The sequence below is a fragment of the Bradyrhizobium sp. ISRA430 genome (assembly GCF_029909975.1).
Taxonomy (GTDB): Bacteria; Pseudomonadota; Alphaproteobacteria; order Rhizobiales; family Xanthobacteraceae; genus Bradyrhizobium.
In genome coordinates, this window is the sequence record NZ_CP094516.1 from 3,305,519 (window position 1) to 3,320,155 (window position 14,637).

The following is a 14,637-nucleotide window of genomic DNA, read 5'->3' on the forward strand; positions in this document are numbered from 1 at the left end:
AGTACGCGTGCTGGGGTTCTTTTTGCGTGAAGGGGAAGAACATGGGAGACGCATCTACCAGGGCTTCCAAGATCGATTTCGGTGCAGCCGCCGTGCTGCTCAAATGGCCTTCGCTCGGAAACCAGCGGCGACCTGATCGTACCTCCTACCAGGTGATCGAGGGCACGCTCGACCAGTGCATCTCGGCCTTCATGGGCAAGCCCGCCGCGACGCGTCATCTCTATGAGATCCGCGCCACGCCGCAGCCGCCGCTGGTCACGGCAATCCTGTCGCCCGAGCACATCGCAGAACTGTCGCGCTTGCGGGAATTTCTCTGACCGCGCGCGGCAGGTCTCGTCTTCACGCGCACGACAAGTTGTAGGAACCCTCTGCCGGATTTTCCCGTTATCGGTCATCAGAAACGGCGTGAGTGCCTGCGATGCCTGAAGCGGGTCTATCATCCCCGATCGTGCCTTATGGCGCAGATCAGACCCTGTTCGTCGTAATCGATCGCCTCGACGACGCGACTGAAATCCGCGTCGAGCGAAACGACATCGAAGCTACGATCGACGAACTCGTCGCCGGCTGCTTCCACGATCCGATCTGCGTGATTTCATTCAACACGCTCGAACATTGGACGAGAGACATCTCGACCGAGATCGTCGGCGAAATCCGGGCGCGCTGCGATATCGATGGGGTGACGCTGCCCGACTATCTCAGCGACTTCGTCGAGAGCCACACCTGATCTTACTTCCGCAAGCACAAAAAAGCGCCGCATCCGCGGTGTTTTTCGTGTGGCAACTCAGAGCATGGTTTGGGAGCGTTATGCGCGCTGGTATCTGCCGGCGATGACCTCGATCTCGCGGCGGCGTTCACCGGCGAAAGTCAGGAGCTGTTCGATCGTCCGCGTATCAGTGATCCGTTTGGCCAGCCGCTCGGCGCGCGCGGCCTGATCTTCGAGATACTGGATCGTGTTCAAGCGCCGCCTCCCCGAGAGCCCCGATTTGTTTGGGCACCCATGGTGCGCCAGAGCGGCTAACAGCCGGTTAAGCGCGACGCTTCGATGTCGATCGACCGGCCTTAATGCACGACGTCGAGCCTGACGTTGACGATGCCCTTGTCCACCATGCCGAGCGCCTCGGCGGCGGAATGGGAAACGTCGACAACGCGCCCGCGGACATAGGGTCCGCGATCGTTGACCCTGACGGTGACGGAACGGCCGCTGGAGACATCGGTGACGCGCAGGCGCGTGCCGAACGGCAGGGTCGGATGCGCTGCGGTCAATTCGTTCTTGTCGTACTTCTCGCCGCTCGCGGTCTCCGTGTCCGAGTAGAAGCTGGCAACGCCGTGCGAGCGGGCTTGTGCGGTGTTGCCTCTACCGTCCGGCGCGCGCGCCCGCCTGATCGGTCGCGGATGCAGGGCTGCAACCTTGTGAGGCCGCTCGACCGCGGCCTGACGGCTGGCCCCGCCAAATCCGGAGGCCGCCTGGCGGCCGGCCGGCGATTGCGCACATGCGGCGAGCGAGGCGGCCCCGATCGCGACGAACAGGAAGCGGGCCGGTTGGCGGCATGAGATTGCGTGGGAAATCCGGGCACTTTCGGCACGTGCAAAGCGAGACATGATACGCCCCTCCGAACAACCTTAAGTTCGGTCGGCAATGGGGGCAGAACCTTGGCGGAAGGAAAGCAGGCCTGCGGCGACAGCCGTTTCACGCTGGCTGTGACGATTCCACCACAGTTAATGTCCTGAATCGGGACAGATCCGCGCCGGATCGGCCCTAAATCAGCGCGAGACGATGCGCAACGTCACCGTGCGGTCGCCCAGCCGGGGCTTATCGGCCCGCACGTCCTCCTTGAGAATCCGTGCGAGCTCGCGCCAGTAGAGCCACTGCCAGCGCGTCGTCAGGCTGGCCAGAAAGTCGAGGTCTCGTTGTGTCAGTGTGCACATGACGAACCTGATCCGGTTGGACACGTTACGCGGTCAGCCGACGAGACCTCCCATCGGCCTGACATCTGCGCTGTCGGGGAAGACGGCGCTGGCGAGCAGATTCTCCTCGACGCGCAGATGATCCCTGAGCAGGCCCTTCAGCACGGCGCGCAAGTCGACAGTGGGCTTGAGGTCGCGATCCTCGAAGAGCTGCGCCGGCTTCAGTCCCGGCCAGTCTGCAATCACACGGCCAGCGGCGAGCGCGCCGCCGGCGAGGAAGGCGACCGTGCCGGTGCCGTGGTCCGTCCCCTGCGTGCCGTTGATGCGCGCGGTGCGCCCGAATTCGGTGACGACGGCGACCACGGTCTCGTGCCAGGTCTCGCCCATGTTGCTCTCGATTGCGGCCAGCGCGCCGTCGAGCGCGCCGAGGAGATTGAAAAGCTGGCCCGAGGCCGCGCCTTCGGCGATGTGCGTGTCCCAGCCGACGAAGCCCATGGCGCCGACACGCGGGCCGTCCGGCTTGGCGAGATAACGCGCGGCAGTGCCGGCGGCATCTGCAAAATAGGCGCGCACGCGCGCGATGCCGGGCGGCGCCAGCGTCGGATCGTCCGACATTGGATCGCCCATCGCGGGCGTACCATCGAGCGAGGCGAGCTTCATACGCGCCTGGAGTACGCTCGCAAGCTTCGGGTCGGTGTGCCGGTAGAGATCGAGCAGGCGGTTCTGCGTATCCGCGCTCGCGGGCAACAGCTTCTGTGGCACCCATGTCATCACGGGTGCCGCGCCACGCACCACGAGCGGCGTCACCGAACCGATGCCGAGCGCGCGGCTGCCGTGCGGGTCGACGCGGCCGCCCGATTCCAGTGCGAGCAATGCGCGATTGAGCCATCCCGAACCGGTCGCGCCAGGTCTGGCGATGCCGCTTTCCAGCACGTCCTGGCCGTCGAAATGCGAGCGCTCGCGATAGGGCGTCGCCGTCGCATGCACGATCGAGGCCTGCTTGCTCTTGTAAAGCCGATGCAGGTTCGGCATCGCCGGATTGAGCGCGAACAAGGAATCGAGCGGCAGCGCGGGCGTCTTGCCGTCGAGCACCAGCGCACGATCGCCGCGCAGGGAGATCCAGTCGGGATCGCCGACCGGTGCGACCGCACCAAGCCCGTCGAGCGCGCCGCGCAGGATGATGACGAGCAGGCGCGGATCGCGCCCCTCGGCGCGCGCAAGCCGCGGCATCTGGCTCCAGGCGAACAGCGCACCGGAGCCGACCAGGAGCTCGCGCCGCGTGGGCAGGTGGATGATGCTCATGCTCACCTCCTCTGAAAATCCGCCGACATGAACAACAGCGCCAGCGCCTGCTGCCGGCTCTCGGCGCGCCCGACCGCTTGCTTCACCTCGGGTGAGATCTCGGACGCGAAGACGTTATCGATGATTGCCTGAGGGTCTGTGATGCCCGTCACGCGCTCGGCAAAATAGTTGGCGACGTCGAGCCGCCGTCCGACGCCGTCGATCCAGCTTGCCTCGTCGTCCGGATAGCCCTTGGGCGCGAACGGACGCCACAACCCCTCGCCGAGGAGATCCTGGCCCCCGGTATAGCGTACCGGATCGACCTGCGTGATGCCGGTCGCGCGCACCATGCCGACGACCCACTCGCCGGGGCGCTTGAGTTTTGACGGCGGCCCGCGCCAAGCTTCGTCGGAGGACACCATCGCGATCGCGACCTGCTTGAGATCGCCTTCGGTGTTACGGAAGGCCTTCGCCATCTGTTCGACCAGCGCCGGCGGCGGCTCGTCGGCGACGAAATGGCGCGCGAGCTTGGTCGCGACATGGGTCGCGGTCGCCGGATGCGCGGCAAGGTCGCGCAACACGGCCCGGCCCTGCTCAACATCCTCCTGCTCGTAGCGTTTGCCGAGCACGGTCTGCCCGCCGGGCTCGTGCAGCCGCGGATTGAAAGTGAACTCGCCACCGTGCTGGGGATCCGCACCCGGCGGCACCAGCGTCCAGCCGGTCAGGATGTTGGCGAAGCTGATGACGTCGTCCTGGGTGTAGCCGGTGCGTACGCCCAGCGTGTGCAGCTCCACGATCTCGCGCGCGAAGTTCTCGTTGAGGCCGCGGCTGCGATTGATGCCGGCAGTCGAGTTCGCACCCATCGACTCGAGATTGTCGAGATAGAACAGCATCGCGGGATGGCCCTCGGCCGCCTGGAGCATATCGACGAAACGACCGAACGCATTGGCGCGAATGACCTCGCGCTCATAGGCGCCGGACATGCTCTGGATTTTGTTGGCCGAGACACAGAAATGGTTGGACCAGAACCACACCAGGCGCTCGGCGAACCCGATATCGGCGGCAAGCGCGGCCTCGGTGCGCAGCTTGGCCTCCTGCAAGTAGATCGGCCGTCCCGGATCAGGAATGGCTTCGGCCGCCTTCTTCGCCGCCATCTCGGCGGCATCCTTCGCCTCGCTCTGACCCTGCGCCTGCCCCTGGATTTGCGTTTGGGCTTGCGCTTGAGTCTGATCTTCCGCCATGGCGGGCACCGCAGCCATCTGCTGCTTCTTCGCTTGCTGCTGGGCCTGCTTGGCGCGCGCGGTTCGCCGCGCATTGGCGTCGGCTACCGTGCGGAAGGCCTTGGCGCTGGACGGAAGGGTGGCCGCGGCAGCCAGTGCGAGCGGTCGGTCGAGCTCGGCGATCAGGGCGCCGCGCGGGTCAGTCCCGACAGCCGCAATCGATCCAGGTCGCGGCCCCATCCCGAAGCGATGAAGGGCCAGCACAGCTTCGGCCTTTGCAGAATTGCTCATGGCGAACGCCCAATTCTCGGAGGCTATCGGACGGGCGGCGTAGGAGCCGCCCGTCGGAAGTTACGAACCGTAATGCTACAGATCGTAACATTAGGTCTGTGGCCTCGCAAGCAGAGATTGAGACATCACAGTCAAGAAATCGGGAGCCGCCCGCCCGATTGACGGGCGGGCGGCGCAGCCCCTAGTAATTCGGCCCGAGCGCGATCTTCGTGATCGTGCCGTTCCGGACGCCGATGCGCCATTCCGCCGCGCCGTTGGCGAACTGGGCGATGTAGATGTCGCTGTCGAGCGCGGTGACGCCGCGGAACGAGACCGCGCGCAGCGCCCCGAGCCGCGCCAGGATCGCTTGGTCGAATGGAAGCTGCTGACGCGTGATATTTGCAACCTCAGTGGTCATGTGGTCGTAGTCGGGCTCACCTTTGCCGACCCCCTCGATGTAGCGCCGCAGCATCTCCTCACCATTGGCGATCGGAACGGCACGACGCGCGGCGCGCCCCGGCTTCGCTCCCACTGTCGAGGCCTCGACATTGTGGAAGCGCGTCTGCCGGCCCGGAAGCAGGATCTCCAGGCATCGCCCCGACTTGTCGGCAATGACCCACGGACTGTTCACCGTGGTCATGTGGGCCCACGACATGTTGGCCCTGACGGGGCTCTCCGTCCTGCGATTGCCATCAGCATCGAGATTGAAGACCTGAATGTCGTCGCCCATTTCGTTATAGACCATGATCCTGATCGGCGACCTACCGGCGCGGCCGCGCACACTTGCCTCTTCCGAACAGGCGACGATGCCGCCGAGCTCGTCATTGCCGTCAGGACGGAAGAGCACGTCGGCCGCCTTGCCGTCGGGCTCGAGCAGTAGGCGGAATTCCGCCGTGCCGTTCTCGAATTTCGCACCATAGATGTCGTAGCCGCCAGGACCGACGCCGCGGAAGAAGATCGACTCCACCGCGCCGAGCGCCAGGAACGTCGCGTGCAGCTCGTCGAGTTGCAGATGGATCTTCGCCGCAAGCGGCGCGCTCATGCGATCGTAGTTCGGCGTACCGCGGCGCATGTCCTCGATCCCGCGCAGGATCACCTCCTTGCCGCCGGCGGCGGGGACCTGCTCCCGGAAGCGATCCGGCACCTCGGCGATCCGGCGCGCGAAGTCCGCTTCGATCGCCCTGGCGACAGCGGCGTCGATCCGCGGCGCGAGGCGGGCGCCGGAAACCGTGTTCTGGAGCAGCACGCGCGTCACCTTCGCCTGCCCGTCACGCAGGAAGATCAGGAGATTGTCGCCCCGGATGGAGAATGCGTCAGCGCCTTCCGCGAGAAGCGCGGATCGGCCCAGTACGGTTTCCTGCACCTGAAGCCCATCGCCATCGCGCTGGACCGTGAGCACCCGGTTCGGCGCGAGCCGGTACCAGCCGACATATTGATCGAGCGGCGCCGCATCGGAGGCCGATGTCGGCATCTCCGCAATGCGGGAAGCGCGCACGTCGCGGCCGTTGAAATGCAGCATCAATTCGGACGATCGGCGTTCCGCATCGATCGGGAACGTAATCTCGCCAAACGTAGCCGGGTAGGATGCCGTGCCGTCGCTGGCAACCGTCAGCCGCAGCTTGCGCTGCCCGGTGATCTGTCCGTACAGCTCATCGCCCTCCCGGAAGATCGCAAATACCGAGGCGGGGCCCATGGCGTAGAAATTGACGAAGGGACGGTAGTGCTGCGCCGGCGCCTCGCCGAGGTCGGCGACAGCAGGCACCGGATCCTGCGTGCGATAGGCGATCATCCCGATCGACACGATCACGGCCGGCGCGATCGCGGCCGCGATCCACAGCCGTTTGAGCCAGCCGACCGCCGCCGGCAGCGCCGCCGCCGCGATGATGCGCTCGACACGGGCGCGCACGGTCGAGGCCCGCGCCATCGCGAGCTCCACCGGCCGCGGCTTCACGCTCGTTGCGACATCGAGCAGGATTTCGGCGTAGGACAGCCGGTCGTCGATGACTTCGATCGCCTGGGCGTCGCTGATGATCTCGGCAAGCTCGGCGAGGTGCGCGAGCTGCCACCACGCGAACGGGCTGAACCAGAACACCGCACGGTTGAGCGCGGCGAGCAGCAGGACGTAGAAATCGCGATTGGCGACATGCGCGCTCTCGTGCGCCAGCACCGCGAGGCGCTTTTTCGCATCCCAGCCGGCGAATTGCGGCGGCACAAGGATGGTCGATCCAAAGGTGACAGGACCGCCGACGTCGCGGCTGATGCGCACGTCGGCATCGATTCTCTGCGGACAGCCCATCGGCTTCGCCGCGCGCGCCAGCCGCCAGGTCAGGCAGAGGCCGATGGCAAGCCGTAGCAAGAGCAGGCCGGCGACGCCGGCATAGACAATCGTCGCCACCAGCCACCAGTCGACCGACGGACCGCTCCTCGGCGGCAGTACGACGGGAGTGCCGGTCGCGACCGGCAGGGCCGGCTGCGGCGTTTCCAGCATCGAGATGTCAGCGGGCCAGAGATCGTCCGGCATCACCGCCACGGACATGGGCAACCGCGCGATGGTGAGCGTCGGCCAGTGCATGACGAAGGGCATCGCCAGCGATGCCAGGAGCACGACGACCCAGGCCGTCATGTGGACGTGCGGATTGTGCGCACGAAACAGGTTGAGACCGAACCAGACGACGCCTCCAAGCACGAAGGAGCGGAGTGCCGCCTCTGCCAGAGTTGCGATCATTCTTTCTTCACTCCCCTCGCCTTCTTCGCCTTGGCCACCTGGTCCGCCAACGTGCGCAGTTGTTGCTGGTCGAGCATCGCGTTGTCCACCATGCCGACGAGGACCTCCTCGATCGAGCCGTTGCAGAACCAGTCGACGATGCGCTGCACGGCCTTGGCGGCCACGCGCGCGCGCGGCTCGGCGGCGTGATAGACGTAGGTGCGTCCGTCCACCGTGTGCCGCGCATAGCCCTTCTCCTCCAGCCGGCGCAGCACGGTGCGCACGGTCGATTCCTTCAGACGCCGCGACAGCCGCTCGCGCACGACCTCGGCCGTCACCGGACCGTGGGCCCAAACCAATTGCATGACCTCGCGCTCGAGGTCGCCCAGTTCGGGCAAACGATCGTCCATGGTGCCTGACCTTGCGGTTGGAAGTTTCTTGTAACGCTACAGACCGTCGCATATACGGACGCGCGGCGCAACGGCGATTCCACCTGAAATGGTATCGCCGTGCTGACCTAACCGCAGGCCGCCAGGGGCCGGCGTGATCACGCTATGCGAAACTTCAGGAGGTCGTCATGCCCGGGCTTGCTGTCTTCGCTGAAGCTTCGCCGGCCCAACATCGAAGGCCCGGCGAAGCCGTGGCGGAGCCGGGTCCCGGGCATCCACGTTCTTTGCGCCGCGCGGAAGGCGAGGATGGCCGAGGCGAGCGGAAGCGACGCCGTCCTTCAGACGGCTCTGCCTGGCCATGAAGATCGCGGAAGCGTCAGCACACTAAGTGAGTGCCCGCGTCACATGCGATTGCGCGACCGGGGCCGGGCCGCTCAGTAATGCGGCTCGTACATCTGGGAGGTGACCTGGCCCATCAGGTCGTTGGGCGCGGGTCCATCCGCCAGCCCGCGCTGGTAGGCCACTTGCGCGACGGCGGCGGCGATGCGCGCCGAGACCTCGCGGATGCGGGGCAGCGCCGGATAGAGGCTGCCCTGTGCGAGGTCCTCCTTGCCGACGCAATCGGCGAGCGAATGCGCAGCCGCCATGAACATCTCGTCCGTTACCAACCGCGATCCGCTGGCGATGACGCCAAGCCCGACGCCGGGGAAGATGTAGGAGTTGTTGCCTTGGCGCGGCACGAAGGTGCGGCCGCTGAGCGTCACGGGATCATAGGGGCTGCCGCAGGCGAACAGCACGCGGCCTTCGGTATAGCGATAGGCGTCCTCCGCCGAGCATTCGGCCTTCGAGGTCGGGTTGGAGAGCGCGAACACGATCGGCTTTTCGTTGAGCTCAGCCATCGCCTTGAGCACGTCGGGCGTGAAGGCGCCGCCGACCGCGGCAACGCCGATGATCGTCGTCGGCTTCAGCGTCCTGATCGCGGTGAGGAAGTCGGCGATCGGCGCCTGGTCGGCATGGGCATAGCGCAGCTTATGGCCGGAGAGCCCTGCGCGGCCGTTGACGACGAGGCCGCGGGAATCCACCAGCCAGTTGCGCCTGAGCGCTTCGGCTTCCGAAGCGCCCTCCGCCATCATGGCCGAGACAACGAGATCGGCGATCCCGGTCGCCGCCTCGCCTGCGCCGAGGAACAGGATCTTCTGGTCCCTGAGCTTGCCGCCAGAGACCTTCAGCGCCGAAAACAGGCCGGCAAGCGCGACCGCCGCGGTGCCCTGGATGTCATCGTTGAAGACGCAGGCTTCGTCGCGATATTTGTGCAGCAGCTTGAACGCCGAGTGGTTGGCGAAATCCTCGAACTGGATCAGCACGCCCGGGAACGTATTCCGTGCCGCCTGCATGAACTCGTCGACGAAGCTGTCATAGGCCTCGCCCGTGAGCCGCCGCTCGCGCAGGCCGAGATAATAGGGATCGTTCAGGAGCTCTTCATTGTTAGTGCCGACGTCGAGCACGATCGGCAGGCACTGCTCCGGATGCACGCCGGCGCAGGCCGAATAGAGCGAGAGCTTGCCGACCGGAATGCCCATTCCGTTGGCGCCGAGATCGCCGAGGCCGAGGATGCGTTCGCCGTCGGTCACGACGATCAGCTTCGCCGGATAGGGCCAGTTCTTCAGGATCTCGGCGATCTGGCCGCGATCGCGCGAGGAGATGAACATGCCGCGCGGCCGCTGGAAGATCAGGCCGTATTTCTGGCAGGCGAGTCCGACCGTCGGTGTGTAGATGATCGGCTGGATCTCGTCGATGTTGTCGCAGACGACGCGGAAGAACAGCGTCTCGTTGCGATCATGCAGCGCGTTCAGCGCGACGTATTTCTCGAGGTCGGTCGGCAGCGTGCGCAGATTTGTAAGCACCCGCTCGGCCTGCGTTTCCATGGTCAGCACGCAGGGCGGCAGCAAACCGCGCAAACCGAGCGCGCCGCGTTCCGCTTCCGTGAAGGCGGTGCCCTTGTTGAGCAAGGGATCGCGCAAGAGCGTCATGCCATGCAGCGCGGTGGAAGATGATGTCGAGTGGGCACTGACCCGGTTAGGTCTATTCACGAATTCCCCCAGGGAGTTTCTTATTGGACCGCAAACATTGTCGGCCAGCACCGCATGGAGATCAAGGATGTTGCCACGTATGCACGATTGTGATCTCGCACCGCAGCGAGATCTCCGTAAATACCGCAAATCGCGTGCGGCGAAAAGTTCGCCGCGAAGCTCCCACCCCTCATGGTGAAGAGCGCAGAACGCGCGTCTCGAACCATGAGGCCCCGATCTCGCCCGCGGCCATCCTTGGAGACGCCCGTGTGCATTGGATCAACGCCGTCCTGTGCCTCACGAACCGATGCCCCCCGCTTCACCAATCCGGTTAAGCGGCTGCTTCGGTTCTCTTGCCGGATATGCCACGTCAAATCTCCACAGGCAGAATCCGAAGGCTCCACCTAGGACTGCGCCAGCGATTGCGCTCGCGGCAACGAAATGAAGGTGGTTTTGTGGGTGTACGAAGAAGATCAATTGAGTGACGAACCTAACGTAGGTGGTCAATGCTCCTAAGAGAGTCGGTTTAAGCGAATAACACAGTCCACTAGCGCGCAAGTGGTTGGCTGCACTTAGTCGAAGCGTCGCGCTCATTTAGCTCGAATAGCAATGGCCCGCCACTAGGTCCTTTCGCGATCATGCGACCGAGCCGTGGAAATGCCGCAAGGCCCGATACACCACGGGCAGAGTTAAAGTCTTCAATGATTTTCAGAGTTGCTCCGTCGAATGAATAACCTCCGAGTGACGTTTCGATGATGTTGAGCCCGGCGAATTTCGAAGCAACAATCTGGCGCACTGAACCGACAACTTCGTCAGAACCGTTAGCCACTTGCTCCACGCCGAGAGAGTCTTTTCGCACTACGAACAAACCTTCGTCGCCACCTGCCAAGATACCTTGATCTCCCTGTGCCTCGGCGAACGCTCTGATGGAACGCATTGGACCATGAATATCGTCTAGTCTTCTCGCTTGCCCTTGCTGACTGACTGAGTAGATACCGAGGTTAGTCCCGAACAGAACGTCGCCAGTTTCCGGTTCGAATGTCGTGAGCACAATTGCTTCCCGCGGCAGTCCCGCGACAGATCGCCAACGCCTGTCCGGCGTGATCATGAACCATCCATCGTTCCACACATAGACCGTCTGGAAGCGGCGGACGGAAAAAAAGCTTTTTGCCCCATAGGTGTGCGTCCGGTTTGAAAAATGGAAAATCCCAGGAAAATATTGCTTGATGCCCTCCGCGTCGAAGGGAGCCAGAGCGCCATCGTGCCGCATCAAGAACAGCCCGTGCCAATTCCCAACGATCGGACCTCCAAACCAAGGCGCATCAACGATCGCTTCAATGTTGCTCCTTCTAACCGGGGTATCCGTCCGGCGATAGCTGGTTCCCTCCATGTGGATCATTTTGATCGGCCCCCCGGAGTTGCCGTCCACAACCAGGACGGATTCTATCGACGGAAAGACCCCGAGAATCTCGCTGTACTGAAGGGTCGCTAGTTGCTGGACCGATAGATCTGAACTGATAACGCTTTCCAATGTCCCGCCGGCGACTACGCCCCCAGACCATGGCAATTGAACGAGATCGCGCGTGAACTGGCCGCCCCGACTTTCTAGTTGCCTGATTGTATCGTCCGGACCGAGAGAGAAGAGACCTTTCACAGTGTCGAACAACAATTGACGACCATCCGGCGCCTCGATCATCCGGCCCAGAGCGAAGCCGATCGACTCCCCGTCGGTGCCTGATATCGGCCTCAAGCAAAGGTTTGATCGCGAAATCTTGCTTTCGAGCTCTTGCTGATCACGACAGATATGGTCTCGACTGTGCTGGGAGTCGACCGCAAGAAACAGGCCGTATCGCCCTGTCAGGATCATTTCGCCGGTTGCAGGATTTGCTCCGTTGGAAAATCCCAGCCAGCCCAGGCCAATATGATCTCCACCGGCAACCGGCGTGGCGTTGAGGTTCGCATCCAGGCTGAACAGACCGGCGCGCGTGGAAACCAGTGCCACGGCGGATTCCGGCCAATCCGCGATTTCAGCCATTGGCAAACCCTCGACCGGAAAGGGCATTGAGAGCGCGACCATGTTTCCCTCTGGCCGCAGTTCGAACCATCCGGATCTCGTGACGACCAAGACCCGCTTGATCGACGGTAGATCGTACACGCGTGGCAAATCACCAAGTCGATCTCGGCCGCCATCCACTACCGGCCTTATTGCCTTTCCGTCGTAGAGGAAAAAACCTTCAGGAGCTTCAATGAGACTTCGACCAATGGTTGGAAGATCTTGTATTCGCCCATACCTGAAGAGATCGGGCCGAGGTAACCCGAGGCGTCCTCCCGGAACGTCTTCGAGTTGTCCATCACGCGCGAAGCGCCGCCAGCGCATCTTTGCATCGAACCACCCGCCGGCGGCGTAGGTCAGGATTTGCCCGAACAGGCGAGATTCGGAGAAAGACAATCCGGCGCCGTTTGAACTGGTGGTTGCCAGAACCTCAGCCGAGAATTGCGGATCTCCCGTACTCACGTTTTTGCGGATCGCAACAACGGATTTTTGCGCTATGAGCAAGGCCACGCCGGCCGCTTCAATGAGACGTCCGTAGTCGTCCTTGCCGATGCTCCCGACGTCCTGCCATCGGCCGTCGTCGGTGACGATATGGATCTTCCGGTCGAGATCAAGGATGACGGCAGCCGAAAGCAAGGGTGCATCATGAATGCTATAGATTCCGCGTATTCCATGAGCAGTCATTTGTTCTTCCGACATCCAGGTGCGGAGCGATCGGTCTTCCACGACCTTCGGTAATCCTTGGCCGGAGACGACGACCGTCAGCTTTTGCCGCGGCAACAGAAACAGACCTAGACTTGCTTGGTCAGAGCGAGGGTTATCGTCCTCGATGGGAGCGAACTGCTCAGTATCCGGACGAAGGACCGAAATTCCGCCTACGTGGCTAACCGCTACGACTCGCCGGCTCCACGGCTCAATGACAAACCGCCCCTTATCAAGAAAGTTGTGCGGAAAGGCGCCATGATATGGCACCAGCCTGCGCTCAGCATTGATCGTCCATTGTCCGCCCCGATTGACTGGAGTGAAGACAGGTCCAGGAAGACCTGGAATGAGAAATACATCTTCGCTTATTCGCCAGGCTTCATTGGCGTCCTTCTCTGTGGGAGCACCGTCCCTCACGGGGACGACGCAGAAACGGTCACTTGGCTGCGCCAGGGTAGCTCCCATTGGACAAGCGAGAATTAGCGCGGTGAGCAGGCCAGCCGCTCCACTCTTGTGACGATCTCTATGTGTCCTGCCGAGCATCTCTTAAGGCTCCTGCGCCATCAGTCACGGCTTGCCGCAGCACTCAATGCAGAGCCCCAAGGCCCCCCAAACCGATGAAAGCACCAGCGATGCGAGAACCAAGCGGGACGGCTGCTGGGCAGGCAAGAGAAGCGCGATCTGAGCGGCATGGCGCACTAATCACTAGAGATTTCCCGGATAAGTTGCACAGTCAATCATGGGAACACGTTAACCCGATGTCAGTTCTCCACTCGTCGCGAGGAAATGGTTACCGGGTAGCTATGCCGCTGTTCGCAATGTTCTTCAAATGCGGACAAATATGCCGCCGCCCCCTGCCGCTGCTCCATCAGTTTCGGCCGACGGAGCACAGCCGCGAAGTGGGGCTGAGCGAGACAGCGCAACTGCGGGCAATCCCGACCACGGACCAGCCGATTTCGCGACGCTTCATGGACTCGCGCCGCTAGTGCCATGTTAGCTTCGGCTTGCGCGGCGATGCTACTCCGGCTTGATGTCCGCGGCCTTCACGACCGGCCACCATTTTTCGGTCTCGGCCTTCCGGAAGGCCGCGAGGGCTGCGGGCGATTGCTGCTCCACTGGCGGAATCTCCTGCCCCAATTCGGCGAAGCGCTGCTTGACAGACGGATCGGCAAGCGCCGCGATGATTGCCGCATTGAGTTTCGTGACAATATCTTTCGGCGTGTTCTTGGGCGTCCAGACGCCGTGCCAGTAGGAAATGTAGAGGCCGGGCAGGCCCGCCTCGTCGACGGTCGGAATGTCGGGCGCGGACGCAAGCCGCGTCGGTGACGTCACGGCGAACGCCTTGATCGCGCCGTTCTTGACCTGAGGCAGTGAATTGGTGGCCTGATCGAACATGATGTCGATCTGCCCGGCCACGAGATCGATCATGGCCGGCCCGGCGCCGCGATAGGGCACGAACTGGAAATCGGTACCGGTCTTGGTCTTGAAGAACACACCGGCGACATGCGCGCCCGTGCCGGCGCCGGCCGTCCCGGCGGTGGCCTTGCCGGGGTTTTCCTTGAGCCAGGCGATCAGCTCCTTGAGATTGTCGGCCTTGAGCGTCTTCCTGCCGACGATGAGCTGCGTCCCCATCGCGATCATCGCGACCGGCTCGAAGTCGGCGACCACGTCATAGGGCAGCTTGAAGATCGCGCCGTTCAGCACATGCGTACCCCAATGACCGATCGTGATCGTCGTGCCGTCCGGGCTCGCGCGCGCGACGCGGGCCCCGGCGATGCTGCCGGAGGCGCCCGCCACGTTCTCGACCACGACCGTCACGTGCAGCTCGGCCGCGATCCGCTCGGACAGGATGCGCGCCAGCGTATCGGTCGGCCCGCCCGCGGCGAACGGCACGACCAGCGTGATGGGACGCGACGGAAACGGCTGGGCGCTGGCCGGCGCGGTCCACACCGCAGATCCGGTCAGCGCGCAAACGATCAACGCACAAGTGATCACTGGGCCGCGCAATCCGGCCCACAGCCCCCGCGTCATTCTCTCCCCCACT

At 63.5% G+C, this 14,637-nt stretch carries 12 protein-coding genes; 2 read left to right on the forward strand and 10 right to left on the reverse strand.

Annotated features, from left to right (window positions below; all coding sequences use genetic code 11):
• The first annotated feature begins 41 nt into the window (after positions 1 to 41).
• Together MTX21_RS15840 and MTX21_RS15845 are read left to right on the forward strand one after the other, a co-directional pair.
• Positions 42 to 317: a hypothetical protein gene (locus tag MTX21_RS15840; RefSeq protein ID WP_280965713.1), complete on the forward strand. Its 276-nt coding sequence runs from the start codon at positions 42 to 44 to the stop codon at positions 315 to 317.
• Between the two features lie 101 nt (positions 318 to 418).
• Positions 419 to 724 (forward strand): hypothetical protein, encoded by a 306-nt coding sequence (locus tag MTX21_RS15845; RefSeq protein ID WP_280965714.1) that lies wholly within the window; start codon positions 419 to 421, stop codon positions 722 to 724.
• 78 nt (positions 725 to 802) lie between these two features.
• Here MTX21_RS15845 and MTX21_RS15850 read toward each other — a convergent pair whose 3' ends face one another.
• The 10 genes from MTX21_RS15850 to MTX21_RS15895 form a co-directional block, all read right to left on the reverse strand.
• The gene (locus MTX21_RS15850) at positions 803 to 958 is read right to left on the reverse strand and encodes a hypothetical protein (protein WP_198024679.1); all 156 of its coding nucleotides are present in this window, start codon (positions 956 to 958) and stop codon (positions 803 to 805) included.
• 101 nt (positions 959 to 1,059) lie between these two features.
• Positions 1,060 to 1,599 carry a septal ring lytic transglycosylase RlpA family protein gene (locus MTX21_RS15855; RefSeq protein WP_280965715.1) on the reverse strand — a complete coding sequence of 180 codons (540 nt, stop codon included), beginning with the start codon at positions 1,597 to 1,599 and terminating at the stop codon, positions 1,060 to 1,062.
• Between the two features lie 162 nt (positions 1,600 to 1,761).
• Positions 1,762 to 1,926 (reverse strand): hypothetical protein, encoded by a 165-nt coding sequence (locus MTX21_RS15860; RefSeq protein WP_280965716.1) that lies wholly within the window; start codon positions 1,924 to 1,926, stop codon positions 1,762 to 1,764.
• A 33-nt stretch (positions 1,927 to 1,959) separates the two neighbouring features.
• Positions 1,960 to 3,207 carry a DUF1501 domain-containing protein gene (locus MTX21_RS15865; protein ID WP_280965717.1) on the reverse strand — a complete coding sequence of 416 codons (1,248 nt, stop codon included), beginning with the start codon at positions 3,205 to 3,207 and terminating at the stop codon, positions 1,960 to 1,962.
• Between the two features lie 2 nt (positions 3,208 to 3,209).
• Positions 3,210 to 4,697 (reverse strand): DUF1800 domain-containing protein, encoded by a 1,488-nt coding sequence (locus tag MTX21_RS15870; protein ID WP_280965718.1) that lies wholly within the window; start codon positions 4,695 to 4,697, stop codon positions 3,210 to 3,212.
• 181 nt (positions 4,698 to 4,878) lie between these two features.
• Positions 4,879 to 7,401, reverse strand: coding sequence for a M56 family metallopeptidase (locus MTX21_RS15875; RefSeq protein ID WP_280965719.1), 2,523 nt, complete (start codon positions 7,399 to 7,401; stop codon positions 4,879 to 4,881).
• Positions 7,398 to 7,790 carry a BlaI/MecI/CopY family transcriptional regulator gene (locus MTX21_RS15880; protein WP_063704958.1) on the reverse strand — a complete coding sequence of 131 codons (393 nt, stop codon included), beginning with the start codon at positions 7,788 to 7,790 and terminating at the stop codon, positions 7,398 to 7,400. Before MTX21_RS15880 ends, MTX21_RS15875 begins: the two co-directional genes overlap by 4 nt.
• 413 nt (positions 7,791 to 8,203) lie before the next feature.
• Complete coding sequence (locus MTX21_RS15885) at positions 8,204 to 9,859, reverse strand: NAD-dependent malic enzyme (protein ID WP_280971388.1); 1,656 nt, start codon at positions 9,857 to 9,859, stop codon at positions 8,204 to 8,206.
• 526 nt (positions 9,860 to 10,385) lie between these two features.
• Positions 10,386 to 13,136 carry a hypothetical protein gene (locus MTX21_RS15890; protein WP_280965720.1) on the reverse strand — a complete coding sequence of 917 codons (2,751 nt, stop codon included), beginning with the start codon at positions 13,134 to 13,136 and terminating at the stop codon, positions 10,386 to 10,388.
• A 474-nt stretch (positions 13,137 to 13,610) separates the two neighbouring features.
• Positions 13,611 to 14,624, reverse strand: a complete 1,014-nt coding sequence (locus tag MTX21_RS15895; protein WP_280965721.1) for a tripartite tricarboxylate transporter substrate-binding protein — start codon at positions 14,622 to 14,624, stop codon at positions 13,611 to 13,613.
• Positions 14,625 to 14,637 lie beyond the last annotated feature (13 nt).

What these genes read in the sequence shown, in the direction of transcription:
- MTX21_RS15840 (WP_280965713.1), top strand. Translation starts at nt 42, where the DNA reads ATGGGAGACGCATCTACCAGGGCTTCCAAGATCGATTTCGGTGCAGCC.
- MTX21_RS15845 (WP_280965714.1), top strand. Translation starts at nt 419, where the DNA reads ATGCCTGAAGCGGGTCTATCATCCCCGATCGTGCCTTATGGCGCAGAT.
- MTX21_RS15855 (WP_280965715.1), bottom strand. Translation starts at nt 1,599, where the DNA reads ATGTCTCGCTTTGCACGTGCCGAAAGTGCCCGGATTTCCCACGCAATC.
- MTX21_RS15860 (WP_280965716.1), bottom strand. Translation starts at nt 1,926, where the DNA reads ATGTGCACACTGACACAACGAGACCTCGACTTTCTGGCCAGCCTGACG.
- MTX21_RS15865 (WP_280965717.1), bottom strand. Translation starts at nt 3,207, where the DNA reads ATGAGCATCATCCACCTGCCCACGCGGCGCGAGCTCCTGGTCGGCTCC.
- MTX21_RS15870 (WP_280965718.1), bottom strand. Translation starts at nt 4,697, where the DNA reads ATGAGCAATTCTGCAAAGGCCGAAGCTGTGCTGGCCCTTCATCGCTTC.
- MTX21_RS15875 (WP_280965719.1), bottom strand. Translation starts at nt 7,401, where the DNA reads ATGATCGCAACTCTGGCAGAGGCGGCACTCCGCTCCTTCGTGCTTGGA.
- MTX21_RS15880 (WP_063704958.1), bottom strand. Translation starts at nt 7,790, where the DNA reads ATGGACGATCGTTTGCCCGAACTGGGCGACCTCGAGCGCGAGGTCATG.
- MTX21_RS15890 (WP_280965720.1), bottom strand. Translation starts at nt 13,136, where the DNA reads ATGCTCGGCAGGACACATAGAGATCGTCACAAGAGTGGAGCGGCTGGC.
- MTX21_RS15895 (WP_280965721.1), bottom strand. Translation starts at nt 14,624, where the DNA reads ATGACGCGGGGGCTGTGGGCCGGATTGCGCGGCCCAGTGATCACTTGT.